Source organism: Pandoraea iniqua (genome assembly GCF_902459685.1).
In the GTDB taxonomy this organism is placed as follows: Bacteria; Pseudomonadota; Gammaproteobacteria; order Burkholderiales; family Burkholderiaceae; genus Pandoraea; species Pandoraea iniqua.
This window is the reverse complement of record NZ_CABPSF010000009.1, coordinates 61,682-77,973: the sequence shown is the minus strand read 5'-3', so window position 1 is coordinate 77,973 and position 16,292 is coordinate 61,682. Positions and strand designations below refer to the sequence as shown.

The following is a 16,292-nucleotide window of genomic DNA, read 5'->3' as shown; positions in this document are numbered from 1 at the left end:
CGACATCTGAAATCGGAAATCCGTAACCGCCTTTGTGCGGTCAACCTGTGCCAGCGACACGTATCGCTGGCCGCTGCCGTCGCCATCACGCGCCAACGCGTCTTTTGTCATGCCGGGAGATGTCTGCGCACGTGCCACGGCGCCGGTCAAGGAGGCTTCATGTCCCTTTGGAATCCCACGGCGGTGACCTTCACCGTCTACTTATTACTGATGCTCGGCATCGGCTGGCTCGGCTATCGGGCGACGCACAATCTCTCCGACTACATCCTCGGCGGACGCCGTCTCGGCAGCTTCGTCACCGCGCTCTCTGCCGGGGCGTCCGACATGAGCGGCTGGTTGCTGCTCGGTCTGCCCGGCGCCATTTATGCCGGCGGCCTGTCGGGCGTGTGGATTGCCGTAGGGCTGGCGTTCGGCGCGTGGGCCAACTGGCATCTCGTCGCCGCACGGCTGCGCGTGCACACCGAGCAGTGCGGCAACGCGCTCACCTTGCCCGAGTACCTCACGCATCGCTTCGGCGACGGCAGCCACGTGCTGCGCATCGTGACCGCGCTGGTGATCCTGATCTTCTTCACCATCTATTGCGCCTCGGGCGTCGTCGCGGGCGCGCGCCTGTTCGAGACGATGTTCGGGCTGGACTACCGAACCGCGCTGTGGATCGGCGCGCTCGCCACGATTGCCTACGTCTTCATCGGCGGCTTTCTCGCGGTGAGCTGGACCGACACCGTGCAAGCCTCGCTGATGTTCGCGGCGCTGGTGGTCACCCCGATTGCCGTCATCGCGCTCGATGGCAGCCCGGCGGCAGCCGTCGCGGCCGTGACCGCCGTGCATCCGACGCATACCGACTGGTTCGGCGATCTCGCGCCGCTCGGCGTGATCTCGATGCTCGCGTGGGGCTTGGGCTACTTCGGCCAGCCGCACATTCTCGTGCGCTTCATGGCGACGCGATCCGCTGCGGCCATCCCCAAGGCGCGGCGCATCTGCATGACGTGGATGGTGCTGTGTCTGGTCGGTGCGGTCGCAGTCGGCTTCTTCGGGCTCGCGTTCTTCAGCGCGCGGCCGGATCTCGCGGCCAGCGCGGGCGTCGCCGCCAACCCGGAAACGATTTTCATCGCCCTCACCACACAGCTCTTTGCGCCGTGGCTCGCCGGCATTCTGCTGGCGGCGATTCTGGCGGCGGTGATGAGCACGCTGTCATGCCAGTTGCTCGTGTGCGCCAGTGCGCTCACTGAAGACCTCTACAAGACGTTCGCGCCCGGGCACGTCAGCCAGCGCCGCCTTGTGTGGATTGGCCGGGCGATGGTGCTCGCGGTTGCCACCGTGGCGGTGCTGCTGGCGCTCGACCCGAACAGCCGTGTGCTGGGCATGGTGAGCTACGCGTGGGCCGGCTTCGGCGCCGCCTTCGGCCCGCTGGTGCTGGCCACGTTGCTGTGGCCGCGCGTCACCCGTAACGGCGCGCTGGCAGGCATTGTTGTCGGGGCAGCGACGGTGCTGATCTGGAAACAGTTCGGCTGGTTCGATCTGTACGAAATCTTGCCCGGCTTTGCGCTGGGCGGTCTGGCGCTGATCGTCGTGAGCCGCCTCGACCGGGCGCCGTCCCACGAGGTGGTGGCCCGCTACGAGGCCGCCGAGCAGCGCCTGCGCGACATTCAGGCGGGCCGGGATGACGGCGCAACGGGCGACACCCCGGTGGCGCAACCTGCGCCATAACCCGGTAGCACCTTCCATCGGAATATGTCCCTCTTGACCGGCGTGCGCAGCCATCCAATACTGCCGCGTCGGGCGCATTGTGCGTTTGATACAGATTGAATGCCGTCTCACGGCCAACCGGCGCGTGGCAGATGGCATCCCACGACAGGCGGGCCGCGGCGATCCCGCAGGCCTGCCACTCAACGACATACACATGCAAGGAGAGGGTTGATGCAATCGAAGCTTACGCTCAGCGCATTCGCGGTCGCAGGACTGATCGCGTTCGGCAGCGCCGCAAACGCGCAACAGGCGCAGGAAGTGAAGCTGGGTTTTGCTGCACCGCTCACGGGCGCTCAGGCGCACTACGGCAAGGACATGCAAAACGGCATCCAGCTCGCCATTGACGAGTACAACGCCACCAAGCCGACCATCGAAGGCAAGCCGGTGAAGTTCGTTCTGCAAGCCGAAGACGATCAGGCCGACCCCCGTCAGGGCTCGCTGGTCGCCCAGAAGCTGGTCGACTCGAGCATCAAGGGCATGCTCGGCCACTTCAACTCCGGCACGACGATTCCCGCCTCGCGCATCTACGCACAGGCCGGCATTCCTGAAATCGCCATGGCCACGGCACCGGAGTACACCAAGCAAGGGTTCAAGACGACCTTCCGCATGATGACGTCCGACATCCAGCAGGGTTCGGTCGTCGGCAACTTTGCGGTCAAGAAGCTGGGCTTCAAGAACATCGCCATCGTCGATGACCGTACGGCCTACGGTCAGGGCCTCGCTGCCGAATTCAAGAAGGCGGCTCAGGCCGCAGGCGGCAAGATCGTGCGCGAAGAGTCGACCACGGACAAGGCCGTGGACTTCACCGCCATCCTGACCAACATCAAGCGCTCCAACCCCGACGTCGTCTTCTACGGCGGCGCCGATGCGCAAGCCGGCCCGCTCGCCAAGCAAATGCGTCAGTTGGGCATCAAGTCCACGCTGATGGCCGGCGAAATGGTCAAGTCGGACGCGTTCCTGAAGCTCGCCGGCGACGCCGCCAACGGCTCGGTGGTGTCGCTTGCCGGCCTGCCGCTCGACAAGATGCCGGGCGGTGCCGCTTACGAGTCGCGCTACAAGGCTAAGTTCGGCGCAGCGCCGGAAACGTACTCGCCGTATGCCTATGACGGCGCGATGGCCATGATGTCGGCCATGAAGAAGGCCAACTCGACCGATCCGGCGAAGTACCTGCCGGCGCTCGCCAAGACCGGCATGCCGGGCGTGACCACGCGTGAACTCGCTTACGACAGCGTGGGCGATCTGAAGAACGGCTCCATCACCGTCTACAAGGTTGTCGACGGCAAGTGGACCGTGCTCGAGACCGTCGGCGGCAAGTAAGCGCTCCGCCATTCGGTAATTCAGTCGCAAAGCAAAAAGGGCTGACGATCACTCGTCAGCCCTTTTGTTATTTGCTGCAACCTAACGTGTTACGTCTGATGCCCTACGACGCGTCCGTCACCGCCGTCGGCAACGACCCCGACCCTTGCGGCGGCACGGGCGTTGCGCCGCCAACGCTGGCCTGCGCCGGCCAGACATCCTTCGGCAGACGCGCCCGCAGTTCCGGCGGCAGCGACTCGCGCGTGAACACCGGCTCGGCGATTCCCGCCTTGCGTTGTGCCGCGTAGTCGCGCCATGCCGCGTGGGCGTACTTGGCGAGCATCGCGATGGCAACCAGATTGATGAAGGCCATCAACGCCGCGCCCACGTCGGCAAAACTCCAGACCAGCGGCAAACTCGCCACCGAGCCCAGCATCACCGCAAGCAGCACCAGCGCGCGGAAGATGTGGAAACACCACGGACGCTGCGTCATGAAGTCGAGGTTCACTTCCGCGTAGGCGTAATTGCCCAGCACGCTCGAATAGGCGAGAAAGAACACCGTCACGCCCGTGAACATGATCGCCCAATCGCCGAAGTGCGCCGCCAGCGCACGCTGCGTGAGCACGGCACCTTCTGCTGCGGCGCCGACTTCGTATTGTCCCGAGAGCAGAATCATGAAGGCCGTGGCCGAGCACACGACGATGGTGTCGAAGAACACGCCGAGCATCTGCATCAGGCCCTGCTGCACCGGGTGCTTCGTGGTGGCGACCGCCGCCGCATTCGGCGCGCTGCCCATCCCGGCCTCGTTCGAGAAGAGGCCGCGTTTCACGCCCATCAACACCGCCTGACTCACTGCATAGCCGGCCACGCCGCCAGCCGCCTGTCCCAGCCCGAACGCGTGATCGACGATCAGCGAGATCATGGCCGGAATCTTGTCGTAGTTGACGATGCAGACATAGGCCGCCAGTCCGAGATAGATCAGCGCCATGACCGGCACAATCCACTGCGCCACGCGTGCGACGCGTCGCACGCCGCCGTAAATGATCGGCGCCGTCATCAGCACGAGCGTGATCCCGATCCAGATGCGCGACCAGCCGAACGACGCTTCAAGCGTCTCGGCAATCGAGTGCGACTGCACGGAGTTGAAAGCGAAACCGAATGTGAACAGCAGCGCCACAGCGAAAACGATGCCGAAGGTGCGCGAGCCGAGGCCGATCTGGATGTAATACGCGGGGCCGCCACGGAACGTCTTGTCGTGATGCGGCACCTTGAAGATTTGGGCGAGCGTCGATTCGACGAAAGCGGACGCCATACCAAGCAGCGCCGTCATCCACATCCAGAAGATGGCACCCGGGCCACCGATGGTGAGCGCGACGGCAACGCCCGCGATATTGCCGGTGCCGACGCGGCTCGCCAGTCCTGTGGCAAATGCCTGAAACGGCGTGATGCCGGAGGGGCTGCCCGAACTGCGCAGCAAACTGATGCTGTGCCAGAGCGCACGCGCCTGAATCGCGCCGAAACGAATCGTGAAGTACAACCCCGCGCCAAGCAGCGCGACCACGAGGGGGTATCCCGACAACACACCGCCGACGGCATCGACCATCGGCTTGAGCCATTGCTCCATTGCTGCGTCTCCTTTCGTTACCTGCGTATTAACGAACTGGCCCTCTGAAAAGGGCGAAAAGACGGAGAGTGGCAAGGATTTGGCCCGAAAGGCGCAATCGGCGACGCACTTTAGGTTGATTCCCAAGTGCAATAAAAAAGCCGCGCGGCAAATACCGGGCGGCTCAAAAGACAAGGCAAGGAGACATCGACGACAAGGTTACCGTCGCAATGTGTCGGTCATGTGACGGTCACGAAGCGACGGCGCCTGTACGCCTTCATCAGCACTCGACGATATTCACCGCCAGACCGCCGCGTGCCGTCTCCTTGTACTTCGTTTTCATGTCGGCGCCCGTTTCGCGCATCGTCTTGATGACGGAATCGAGCGAGACGTAGTGCGCACCGTCACCACGCAGCGCCATGCGCGCGGCGTTCACGGCCTTCACCGATGCCATGGCGTTGCGCTCGATGCATGGAATCTGCACCAGACCGCCCACCGGGTCGCACGTCAGCCCGAGGTTGTGTTCCATGCCGATTTCAGCGGCATTCTCGACCTGCGCGACTGTGCCGCCCAACACCGCCGCCAGCGCACCGGCAGCCATCGAACAGGCCACGCCAACTTCGCCCTGACAACCCACCTCCGCGCCCGAAATCGAGGCGTTGAGTTTGTACAGAATGCCGATGGCACCCGCCGTCAGCAGAAAGTCGATCACGCCCTGATCGTTCGCACCGTGCACGAAGCGGTCGTAGTAATGCAGTACCGACGGGATGATGCCGGCCGCACCGTTCGTGGGCGCCGTCACCACACGGCCGCCGGCCGCGTTCTCTTCGTTGACGGCCATCGCGTACAGGTTCACCCAGTCCATCACCGACAGCGGGTCGGAGAGCGTACGCTCGGCACGCTGCGTCAGTTGACGGTACAGCTCGGGCGCGCGACGGCGCACGTGCAGCGGGCCCGGCAATTCGCCTTCGGCTTCCGGGTTGCCGATGCCGCAACCGCGCGTCACACACGACTGCATCACGTGCCAGATGTTGATCAGGCCCGTGCGGATGTCTTCTTCCTTGTGCCAGACCTTCTCGTTCTCCCACATCAGCTGGGCGATGGTCTTGCCGCTCTCACGGCACATTTCCAGCAACTCCTTGCCCGTGCGGAACGGATACGGCAGTTGATCGTGCGCCGCGAGCACCTGCGCGTTCGAGGCCCCCGCCGTCACCACGAAGCCGCCGCCCACCGACAGATAACGGCCTTCGCGCAACTTATTGCCCGCGCCGTCGAAAGCGTGGAATTTCATACCGTTCGGGTGCTCGGCCATCGCTTCGCGGCGATAGAACACCACGTTTTCCTTCTCGATGAACGGCACGTCGTGTTTGCCCAGAATCGACAGCACCTTTTCACGGCGCAGCTTAGCCAGACGGTCCGCAATCGTGGCGGGGTCGACCGTGTCGGGGGCATCGCCCATGAAGCCGAGCAGCACACCCTTGTCGGTGCCGTGGCCCTTGCCCGTCGCACCAAGCGAGCCGTACAGCTCCGCGCGCAACGACGCCACCTGCGGCAGCAAACCATCGCGCTCCAACCCCTGCACAAACATCAGCGCCGCGCGCATTGGCCCCACGGTATGCGAACTCGAGGGTCCGATACCGATCTTGAACAAATCGAAAACTGAAACGGCCATGGGGCTTTCCTGATTTTTTAGAACTGACTTGAGACTCGGCGAGCGCCACCATACTGGCGCATTCGCGTGACATCTATAGAGACAAAAAGGGGCCAGCAATGTTTCTGCCGACCCCTTTTTATCGAGTTTGCGACGTTTCTTACTCGTAGTCGCTCATCGGCACGCAGGCGCAGAACAGGTTTCGGTCACCGTACACGTTGTCGGCACGACCGACCGGCGGCCAGTACTTGCGCTCGCGCAGCGCCTTCACCGGGTACGCCGCCTGACTACGCGCATAGGCGTGCGTCCATTCGTCGGCGGTCACGACTTCTGCCGTGTGCGGCGCGTGCTTGAGCGGGTTGTCCTCGCGATCGGCACGGCCTTCTTCCACCGCACGAATTTCTTCACGAATGGTGACCATGGCTTCGATAAAGCGGTCGAGTTCGTGCTTCGATTCCGATTCGGTCGGCTCGACCATCAGCGTGCCCGGCACCGGGAAGCTCATGGTCGGTGCGTGGAAACCGAAGTCCATCAGGCGCTTGGCCACGTCGTCGACCGAGATACCGCTCGTTTCCTTGAGCGGACGCAGATCGAGAATGCACTCGTGCGCGATCAGACCGCCCGGGCCCGAGTAGAGCACCGGATAGTGCGGTGCGAGCTTCTTCGCGAGGTAGTTGGCGTTGAGAATCGCGGTCTCGGTGGCCGACGTCAGGCCGGTGGCGCCCATCATCGCGACGTACATCCACGAGATCGGCAGAATCGAAGCCGAGCCGTACGGCGCGGCCGACACGGCACCGATGCCGTCGGCGTCGCGCGAGTAACCGGTCGAGCGCTGGTTCGGCAGGAACTGCGCCAGATGCGCGCCCACGGCAACCGGGCCGACACCCGGGCCGCCACCGCCGTGCGGAATGCAGAACGTCTTGTGCAGGTTCAGGTGCGACACGTCGCCACCGAACTCGCCCGGTGCGCACAGGCCGACCATCGCGTTCATGTTCGCGCCGTCGACATACACCTGACCACCGTTCGCATGCACGATTTCGCAAATCTGACGCGCACCGGCTTCGAACACACCGTGCGTCGACGGGTACGTCATCATGATCGCGGCCAGACGGGTGCGATGCTGCTCGGCCTTCGCCTGAAGGTCGGCCAGATCGACGTTACCGTTGGCGTCGCACGCCACCACCACGACCTGCATGCCGGCCATTTGCGCCGATGCCGGGTTGGTGCCGTGGGCCGAAGCCGGAATCAGGCAGATGTCGCGATGCGCTTCGCCGCGCGAGGCGTGATACGCCTGAATGATCAGCAGACCCGCGTACTCGCCCTGCGAGCCGGCGTTCGGCTGGAGCGACACAGCCGCATAGCCGGTGGCCGCCACGAGCATCTGCTCGAGCTGGTCGATCATCGTGCGATAGCCCGCCGTCTGCGCCGTCGGTGCGAACGGGTGGATCTGGCCGAACTCGGGCCACGTCACCGGCAGCATTTCCGAGGTGGCGTTGAGCTTCATCGTGCACGAGCCCAACGGAATCATCGTGCGATCGAGCGCGAGATCCTTGTCGGAGAGGCTGCGCAGGTAGCGAAGCATCTCGTGTTCCGAGTGATAGCGGTTGAACACCGGGTGCGTGAGATACGCGCTCTGACGCGCCAGCGCCGCCGGGAAGCCGTCGGCAATCGTGGCTTCGATGGCGTCGAAGTCGATCGAACCGGCGCTCTTGCCCAGACCTTCGGCGAACACGTCCCACAACGCGATCACGTCATCGCGCGTGCTGGTCTCGTCCAGCGAGATGCCGACGATGTCCGCATCTTCGCGGCGCAGGTTGAAGCGGCGCGCGACGGCCGCCGTATGGACGGCGTCAGCACGGCCGGCGACCGGCACGGTGAGTGTGTCGAAGAACGTGGCGTTGCGCGGCGCGGCGCCCAGCTTCGCGAGACCGGCGGCGAGGACCGCCGTCAGACGATGCACGCGCGACGCGATGATGCGCAGGCCTTGCGGGCCGTGATACGCGGCATACATGCTGGCCATGATGGCGAGCAGCGCCTGTGCGGTACAGATGTTCGACGTCGCCTTCTCGCGGCGGATGTGCTGCTCGCGCGTTTGCAGTGCAAGACGCAGCGCGGGCTTGCCCTGCGTGTCGACCGACACGCCGACCAGACGGCCCGGCATCGAACGCTTGAGTTCGTCACGCGTGGCCAGATAAGCCGCGTGCGGGCCACCGAAGCCCATCGGCACACCAAAGCGCTGGCTGTTGCCCACGGCCACATCGGCGCCCCACTCGCCCGGCGGCGACAGCAGCGTGAGCGAGAGCAGATCGGCAGCGGCAATCAGCATGCCGCCGTTCGCGTGGATCGCGTCGGCCAGCGCGCGGTATTCGCGCACATCGCCGCCCACGCCCGGGTACTGCACCAGCACGCCGAACGCATCGACGTCGGCAGCGGCGGCCACCGGCCCAACCTGCACTTCGATGCCCAGCGGCTTGGCGCGCGTTTGCACCACTTCGATGGTTTGCGGCAGCACGTCGTCGGCCACGAAGAACGTGTTCGACTTCGACTTGCCCGTGCGCTTGACCAGCGTCATCGCTTCGGCAGCGGCGGTGGCTTCGTCGAGCATCGAGGCGTTGGCGATGGCGAGACCCGTCAGGTCGATCACCATCTGCTGATAGTTGAGCAGCGCTTCGAGACGGCCTTGCGAAATTTCCGGCTGATACGGCGTGTAGGCCGTGTACCAAGCGGGGTTTTCGAGCACGTTACGCAGGATCACGCCCGGCGTAAACGTGTTGTAGTAGCCCTGACCGATGAACGACTTGAAGACCTGATTCTGGTCGGCCAGCGCGCGCAGTTGTGCGACGGCTTGCGACTCGGTTTTCGGCGCGGCGAACTGGCCCAGTGCGGCAGCGAATTGCGGGCCGTCGCGGCGAATCGACGCCGGCACGACCGCGTCGATAAGGGCGGCGCGCGAGGCGTAGCCAAGCTCGGTGAGCATGGCTTGCTGTTCGGGGCTGTCGGGGCCGATGTGGCGCGCAGAAAAATTGTCGCGCTGTTCCAGCTCGGCGAGCGAGCGGCGCGGCTGATGCAGGTCGTTCATGGCATTCATGGGTCAGATCTCTCGTTCGGTCACGGCAAGTGACTACGGCAAGGTGTTGCTACGCGTTGCTAGCGTTACTAAGCCCGGCAGCAGTGGCGATGGCGGCCATCGCCACTGCTGCCGGGCTTGCGGCTCGCGGGCTTAGGCGCCCGGGCCGGCGCTGTATTGCTCGGCGGTGAGCAGGCCGTCGAGTTCCTTCACGTCCGACGGCTTGATGCGGAACAGCCAGTTGCCGTACGGGTCGGTGTTGACCTGCTCCGGCGAGCCGGCCACTTCGCTGTTGGTCTCGATGATCTCGCCGCCGATCGGGGCATAGATGTCCGAGGCGGCCTTGACCGACTCGACCACGGCGACTTGTTCCTGCGCCTTGACCGTGCGGCCGGTGTCCGGCAGCTCGATGAAGACCACATCGCCCAGCGCTTCCTGCGCATGGTCGGTAATGCCGATGGTCACGGTGCCGTCGGCTTCGAGGCGAGCCCATTCGTGGGACTCGGCGTACTTCAGGTTGTCGGGGGTATTCGCCATGTGTGACGCTCCGGTTTCAGTATGGGGTGTCTTATTGAGAGTCTGTCGTGTCGCCAACCGCGCAGGTGTGCCCGTTACCGCTCACGCCACCACGGCCTTGCCGTGACGCACGAACGGTAATTTGACCACACGTGCGGGCAATTGCTTGTCACGAATTTGTACGTGCACGAGCGCACCGTCGGCCACGCCCTTGGGCAGGCGCGCAAACGCGATCGATTGCTGAAGGCTCGGGCTGAACGTGCCGCTGGTAATTTCACCGTCGCCGGCGTCGGTCACTACGACCTGATGGGCACGCAACACGCCGCCCTTGCCGTCGAGCACGAGACCGGCAAAGCGCCACGTCTGGCCGCGCGTGAGCAGCGAATCCTTGCCGACGAACGTGCGCTCGCTATCCTTTTCGACCGTCCAGCCGAGGCCGGCGTCGAGCGGCGAGGTGTCGTCGTCCATGTCCTGACCGTACAGGTTCATGCCGGCTTCCAGACGCAGCGTGTCGCGCGCGCCGAGGCCGGCCGGACGCACGCCGGCGGCGACCAGCGCCTGCCAGAGCGCCGCCACATGGTCGGCATTCACGATGATTTCGAAACCGTCTTCGCCGGTGTAACCCGTGCGCGCGATCATCAATTCGCCGAACGGCGTGTCTTTGGCGAAGGCAGCGTTGAAAGGCTTGAGCACTTCGCTCGCCGACTGGCTGCCCGGCACGGCCTGCCACGTCTTGGCGCGTGCGTTCGGGCCCTGCACTGCCACGATCGACAGGTCGCGGCGCGGCGTGATCGTCAGGCTGTAATCGCCGTGGGCATTGAGCTGGCCGATCCAGGCCAGATCCTTGTCGGCGGTGCCCGCGTTCACGACGATGCGGAACCAGTCTTCAGCGATGAAATAGATGATGAGGTCGTCGATCACGCCGCCGCTCGGGTTGAGCATGCAGGTGTAGAGCGCCTTGCCCGGGGTTTGCAGCTTGTCGACGTTGTTGGCGACGGCGAAACGCAGGAATTCGCGGCAGCTCGGGCCATGCAGATCGACCACGCACATGTGCGAGACGTCGAACATGCCGGCGTCGGTGCGAACGGCGTTGTGCTCTTCGATCTGGGAGCCGTAGTTCACGGGCATGTCCCAGCCGCCGAAATCGACCATGCGGGCGCCGGCGGCGCGGTGCGTTTCGTTGAGCGGAGTGCGTTTGAGATCGGTCATCGAGGCCTCAGGATCCAAGGGTTTCGGAAATACAGTGTCCGAAAATGCAAAAAGGGGTCATCTCGACGACCGGCACCTGCGTTTCGAGCGTGTGCGCATGCACTTGCCCGGCGCGATGCCAGTTGGCGAGATGACCCCTCTGTCCTTGGTACCTGAGAGATTGCCCGGTGCTCGGTGTTGACCGAGACAGCCGGCCCCTTCGGTGGGCTGTCTGCATGACGAAAGTCACGCCACAACCGCTCTCCAGAGATCGAAGGCGATGCCTTCGGCGCGGACGGTCCTTGATGCCTGAGAGTTTGTGGGTATTACCCCTTCGGCGGCGCCGGCATGTGCTTCCCGGCGCGCTCTCCCGACCGCGTTCGCGCACTTTACGGGGAAAGCCGGGGACTGTCAATTTGGCGAAAAACCGCTAGTGCGACTCCCCGGGATTCACCCCGGCCGGACAACCGTCGCGGCCCCATCGTCCGTTACAAACCGCCCAGATGCAGCGCTGCTTCGGCACGACTTCGAACCATCGGTACTTGTCGCACTGCGCGAGCGCGGCGGCGATAGTGGTGGCCGCACCGGCGGCGGACGCCGTCGCCGGGCTGGATGCCACGGCGGGTGGATGCGCAGCGCCTGCTGCGGCAATCGGACCGATGTCGTTGTTGTCGAGGTGCGCAGGCAGGTCAGGGTTGGCCACCGGCCGCGCGGTATTCGTAGCATTGGCAGCATCGCGACGGCTGAGCAGCGTCATCATGTCGTCCGGCGCAGGCGCGGGTGCGGGCGGTGTCAGTGCGGCGGTGGCGGCGGCGGTCAGTGCAGCGGTCGCCGCGGAGGCCGTCATGGGTGGCGTGCTCGCGGCCGCCGACGCCACGTCCGCTGCGGCACCCGACGCCGCAGCATCGACAGCGGCCAGTACCTGCGCGCGGGCGAGCAACGCCGATTCCGCACTGCTGGCGGCACTGGGGGTCCCCGCGCTCACACCGCCCGACGCATTGACCGGTGGCGCGTTACTACCGTTATTGAAGGGGGCGACGACGATGGCGTCTGGTTTGGGCGATGGGTCGACGTAAGGCGCACGCAGATTCCACCAGATGCCGATGAGCGCGATGGCGGCGAAGACGGCGGTGCCCAGCACCAGCACGCCATTGATCCAGCCGGGCTCGCCGTCGCGCCGGCGCTGCTCCCGGCGCTCGCGCCGCGTCAGACGGCGGGTTGGCGTGGGCGGGACAGCGTCGTTGGCCGGGGCGGATGCAGATGCAGATGCGGACGTCTCACCCATGGACGCCGCTGCTTTCGGCACATCGGCGGCATCGGCAGCATCGGCGATAGCAGCGACATCGGATGCACTGAGCACACCGGCCGCCGTGGACGCCAAACTGGCCTCCCGAAAGCCCGGTTCGGCATCTGCAAGGGGCGCACCGCACTGTTTGCAGCGCAGCGCACTCGTCGCATTGTTCGTCCCACAGGTTGGACATTGCACGGCGACCTCACCACGATGGCAACGTTTTTTATTATAGGCACCCCCTGTGCGTGGACGCCAGTTATGGCGCCCGTTGCGTCACGCAGCGTCGCGCTAGCCCCACAGTCCGGGCGCGGTGGGCCCGCCAGAGCCTATTGCCGAGTCCGTCATCATTGGCGCCATCGTCGCGTCACAGGCGCGCGCACGCCCCATGTTAGACTTGCCCACCTCCTGCGCGAGCCCGACGAGGTGCCCTCGCGAGCACCCGGCCAGCCGCCGCCTTAGCCCCCTTGCCCCGTAGCTCCTTAGCCCCTTAGCTCCTTCACCCCCTTCGTCTCCTTCGCTTCACACCATGTCGTCCTTTCCGCTCAATCCTGCCCAGAACGAAGCCGTGCGTTATTTCGACGGTCCCTGTCTCGTACTGGCCGGCGCCGGCAGCGGCAAGACGCGCGTCATCACGCAGAAAATCGCGTGGCTCATCGAGACCAAGGGGTTCGAGCCGAAACACATCGCCGCCGTCACCTTCACGAACAAAGCCGCCGCCGAAATGCGCGAGCGCGTGGCCAAGCAGCTCGAAGGCAAGACGCTCACCACCCCCGGCAAAGAAGGCCGCAAGGTTCCCGTCAATCAGTTGACGATCTGCACGTTCCACTCGCTTGGCGTGCAGATTCTGCGCCGCGAGGCGGAGAACGTCGGCCTCAAGCCCCAGTTCTCGATTCTGGATTCGGACGATTGCTTCGGCCTCATTCAGGAACAGCTGGGCACGACGGACAAAGGGATGATTCGCGGCGTACAGACCGCCATCTCGCTCTGGAAGAACGCGCTGGTCACGCCCGAGACGGCGCTGGCCGCCGCCGAGACTGCCGACGAGCATCAGGCCGCCGTGGTCTATCGCAACTACATGGCCACGTTGCAGGCGTATCAGGCGGTCGACTTCGACGATCTGATCCGTCTGCCCGCCGAGTTGTTCGCGCGCGACGAAGAGGTGCGTGAGCGCTGGCAGAACAAGCTGCGCTATCTGCTGATCGACGAGTATCAGGACACCAACACCTGTCAGTACCTGCTGCTCAAACTGCTGGCCGGCCCGCGCGCGGCGTTCATGGCCGTGGGCGACGACGATCAGGCGATCTACGGCTGGCGCGGCGCCACGCTCGATAACCTCAAGCAGTTGCAGGTCGACTTTCCCACGTTGAAAGTCATCAAGCTGGAGCAGAACTACCGCTCGACCTCACGCATCCTGACGGCGGCGAACAACGTCATCGCCAAGAATCCGAAAATCTTCGAGAAGAAGTTGTGGAGCGAGCACGGTCTCGGCGATCCGATTACCGTCACGCCCGCCAATGACGAAGAACACGAGGCCGAATCGGTCGTGTTCCGTTTGTCGGCCCACAAGTTCGAGCGGCGCGCAGAGTTTCGCGACTACGCGATTCTGTATCGCGGCAATCATCAGGCGCGCATTTTCGAACAGGTGCTTCGCCGCGAACGCATTCCGTACGTGCTGTCGGGCGGGCAGTCGTTCTTCGACAAGGCCGAAATCAAGGACCTTTGCGCCTACCTCCGGTTGCTGGCCAACCCGGACGACGATCCCGCGTTCATCCGCGCGGTGACCACGCCGCGCCGGGGCGTGGGCAGCACCACGCTCGAATCGCTCGGCGGGTTTGCGGGACAAGCCAAGGTGTCGCTGTTCGAGGCGGTCTACATGGGCGCCGTCGAAGCGCGCTTGCAGCCGCGCCAGCTCGAACCGCTGCGTGCGTTCTGCGATTTCATCCAGCGCATTGCGGCGCGCGCCGCCCGCGATCCTGCCAACGAGGTCATCGATGACCTGATGGCAGGCATCCACTACGAGGCCTATCTTTACGACACGTTCGACGAGCGTCAGGCGCAGGCACGCTGGACGACGGTGCTCGAATTCATCGAATGGATGAAACGCAAGGGCACGCGTGGTACCGCCGATGCCGCGACCGGATTGGATAACGCCGAAGATATCGACGACGACGCCAAGAGCCTGATGGAACTCACGCAGACCATCGCGCTGATGTCGATGCTCGAGGGCCGCGACGGCGACGATCCCGACGCGGTGCGCCTGTCGACGCTGCACGCGTCGAAGGGCCTCGAATATCCGCACGTCTTCCTCGTCGGCATGGAGGAAGGCATTCTTCCGCACATCCGCGAGGATGAAGAAGTGACCGCCGAGAAGATCGAGGAAGAGCGCCGGTTGATGTACGTGGGCATTACGCGTGCGCAACGCACGCTGCAATTGTCGTGGTGCAAAAAGCGCAAGCGGGCGCGGGAAACGTACACCTGTGAAGTCTCGCGGTTCGTACCCGAGATGCAACTCGACGAAGCGCCGCCGCCCCCGCCGGAAGACGCCCCGATGTCGCCGAAGGACCGGCTCGCCAGCCTGAAGGCGATGCTCTCGGGCGGCGCGAATAAGACGCCGCAATAAAGGGTCTCCGCCCTAAGATTCCCGCCGTATCTCCGCCTGCCTCCGCTGTATCCCCGCTGTATCTCCGCTGTAAACGAATCGCCCCCCGCGTACGGGGGGCTGGCCTGAGGATTCAGCAGCGTCCGGCCGGGGCTGTCGGCGGCGGCGGATCGCGCAGTAAAGCAAGGCTTGCTGCTATTTGCCACCGCCCGTAGACGTCTGGCCACACGCGATTGCCGGACTCGACGCCACCATCGCGCCTGCCAGACCGGCGAAACCAAGCACAACGACAACCAACAACTTGCGCATAGGCTCTCCTCCACTCGTCAGGTGAGGTTTCACTATAGGAGGCCATTCTTTCGATGACAAAGACATCTTGACCATCGGCGCGGCGCGGGTGATAGTCGGTAAAAAACGGGCGAAACGATACGTGAATTGCGTCGATTTCGGTCCAATGCCCACACCCTCCAACGTTCTCGCGATGCGTCACCAGCACCCTGCCGTGGCGAGTGTGCGGCACCGATCCTCAAGCCTTGTGGAGCGTGGTGCGTGAGATTGCATATCCTGTCTGACCTGCATTTGTCGGTGGCCCCGCTGGCGACGCCCGACGTCGTCGCCGATGTCACCATTCTCGCCGGCGACATCAGCCGCCCGGCGCAAGCCATCGAGTGGGCGAAGCAATTACCACGCCCCGTCATCTACGTTGCCGGCAACCATGAGTTTTACGGCGCGACGCTTGCGGGCACGCTCGCCGAGTTGCGCAAACTTGCGGCGGGCTCGAACGTTCATGTGCTGGAGCGCGGCAGCCTCACGATCGACGGCGTTCGTTTCATCGGCACGACGTTGTGGACCGACTTCGCGTTGTACGACGCCGAAGGCAAGCACGACGAAGTGATCGAGGAGTCCCGCAAATTTGTGCGCGACTTCACGCGCATTCGCGTGGGCGACCCGGCCGCACCGTGGTCCGACCTGCCGTTCTTTACGCCGGAAGACTGCGCCGCGTTGTGCCGTGAGAACGTGGCGTGGCTGTCGCGCGCGCTGGCCGACCCGCATGACGGCCCGACCGTTGTCATCACCCATCACGCGCCGACACCGCAGAGTATTCATCCGCGCTTTGCCGGTTCGCTCGTCAATCCGGCATTCATTTCGGATTTGACGTCATTTGTCGACCAGTCCGACGCCGCGCTGTGGGTGCACGGCCATACGCACGATTCGTTTGATTACCGCGTCGGGCACACGCGTGTGCTGTGCAACCCGCGTGGTTATTGCTTCGAAGGGCGTGTCGAGAATGCGGCGTTCGACCCCGCGTTGTGCGTGACCGTCTGACGCGCTGCA

10 protein-coding genes and 2 riboswitches are annotated in these 16,292 nt (G+C 64.5%); of the genes, 4 read left to right on the top strand and 6 right to left on the bottom strand.

Annotated elements, in window-relative coordinates:
• Positions 1-159: 159 nt before the first annotated feature.
• Positions 160-1,707 (top strand): sodium/proline symporter PutP, encoded by a 1,548-nt coding sequence (gene putP / locus PIN31009_RS24110; RefSeq protein WP_150791788.1) that lies wholly within the window; start codon positions 160-162, stop codon positions 1,705-1,707.
• Between the two features lie 210 nt (positions 1,708-1,917).
• Complete coding sequence (locus PIN31009_RS24105) at positions 1,918-3,063, top strand: branched-chain amino acid ABC transporter substrate-binding protein (protein WP_058376511.1); 1,146 nt, start codon at positions 1,918-1,920, stop codon at positions 3,061-3,063.
• 103 nt (positions 3,064-3,166) lie between these two features.
• Here PIN31009_RS24105 and PIN31009_RS24100 read toward each other — a convergent pair whose 3' ends face one another.
• The 6 genes from PIN31009_RS24100 to PIN31009_RS24075 all read right to left on the bottom strand — a co-directional run bounded on the left by PIN31009_RS24100 (position 3,167) and on the right by PIN31009_RS24075 (position 12,448).
• Positions 3,167-4,666 (bottom strand): alanine/glycine:cation symporter family protein, encoded by a 1,500-nt coding sequence (locus tag PIN31009_RS24100; RefSeq protein WP_150791787.1) that lies wholly within the window; start codon positions 4,664-4,666, stop codon positions 3,167-3,169.
• Between the two features lie 259 nt (positions 4,667-4,925).
• Positions 4,926-6,317, bottom strand: coding sequence for an L-serine ammonia-lyase (locus tag PIN31009_RS24095; RefSeq protein WP_087721935.1), 1,392 nt, complete (start codon positions 6,315-6,317; stop codon positions 4,926-4,928).
• 139 nt (positions 6,318-6,456) lie between these two features.
• Positions 6,457-9,384 carry an aminomethyl-transferring glycine dehydrogenase gene (gene gcvP, locus PIN31009_RS24090; protein ID WP_150791786.1) on the bottom strand — a complete coding sequence of 976 codons (2,928 nt, stop codon included), beginning with the start codon at positions 9,382-9,384 and terminating at the stop codon, positions 6,457-6,459.
• 132 nt (positions 9,385-9,516) lie between these two features.
• Positions 9,517-9,900, bottom strand: a complete 384-nt coding sequence (gcvH, locus tag PIN31009_RS24085; protein WP_150682498.1) for a glycine cleavage system protein GcvH — start codon at positions 9,898-9,900, stop codon at positions 9,517-9,519.
• 81 nt (positions 9,901-9,981) lie between these two features.
• A complete protein-coding gene (gene gcvT, locus PIN31009_RS24080; protein ID WP_150682499.1) occupies positions 9,982-11,088 on the bottom strand; it encodes a glycine cleavage system aminomethyltransferase GcvT in 1,107 nt (368 codons plus the stop codon).
• Positions 11,089-11,217: 129 nt separating this feature from the next.
• A riboswitch (glycine riboswitch) is annotated at positions 11,218-11,345 on the bottom strand.
• 8 nt (positions 11,346-11,353) lie between these two features.
• Positions 11,354-11,450, bottom strand: a riboswitch (glycine riboswitch).
• Between the two features lie 47 nt (positions 11,451-11,497).
• On the bottom strand, positions 11,498-12,448 hold the full coding sequence (locus tag PIN31009_RS24075) for a hypothetical protein (RefSeq protein ID WP_150791785.1): 951 nt from the start codon (positions 12,446-12,448) through the stop codon (positions 11,498-11,500).
• Positions 12,449-12,884: 436 nt separating this feature from the next.
• Here PIN31009_RS24075 and PIN31009_RS24070 point away from each other — a divergent pair, with 436 nt between their 5' ends.
• Together PIN31009_RS24070 and PIN31009_RS24065 are read left to right on the top strand one after the other, a co-directional pair.
• The gene (locus PIN31009_RS24070; RefSeq protein WP_150791784.1) at positions 12,885-14,978 is read left to right on the top strand and encodes a UvrD-helicase domain-containing protein; all 2,094 of its coding nucleotides are present in this window, start codon (positions 12,885-12,887) and stop codon (positions 14,976-14,978) included.
• A gap of 528 nt (positions 14,979-15,506) precedes the next feature.
• A complete protein-coding gene (locus PIN31009_RS24065; RefSeq protein WP_150791783.1) occupies positions 15,507-16,283 on the top strand; it encodes a metallophosphoesterase in 777 nt (258 codons plus the stop codon).
• Positions 16,284-16,292: the final 9 nt, after the last annotated feature.

Bases quoted from the DNA above. Each gene is read 5' to 3' on its own strand.
- PIN31009_RS24070 (WP_150791784.1), top strand. From the start codon at position 12,885: ATGTCGTCCTTTCCGCTCAATCCTGCCCAGAACGAAGCCGTGCGTTAT.
- PIN31009_RS24105 (WP_058376511.1), top strand. From the start codon at position 1,918: ATGCAATCGAAGCTTACGCTCAGCGCATTCGCGGTCGCAGGACTGATC.
- gcvT (WP_150682499.1), bottom strand. From the start codon at position 11,088: ATGACCGATCTCAAACGCACTCCGCTCAACGAAACGCACCGCGCCGCC.
- gcvH (WP_150682498.1), bottom strand. From the start codon at position 9,900: ATGGCGAATACCCCCGACAACCTGAAGTACGCCGAGTCCCACGAATGG.
- PIN31009_RS24095 (WP_087721935.1), bottom strand. From the start codon at position 6,317: ATGGCCGTTTCAGTTTTCGATTTGTTCAAGATCGGTATCGGACCCTCG.
- PIN31009_RS24100 (WP_150791787.1), bottom strand. From the start codon at position 4,666: ATGGAGCAATGGCTCAAGCCGATGGTCGATGCCGTCGGCGGTGTGTTG.
- gcvP (WP_150791786.1), bottom strand. From the start codon at position 9,384: ATGAATGCCATGAACGACCTGCATCAGCCGCGCCGCTCGCTCGCCGAG.
- putP (WP_150791788.1), top strand. From the start codon at position 160: ATGTCCCTTTGGAATCCCACGGCGGTGACCTTCACCGTCTACTTATTA.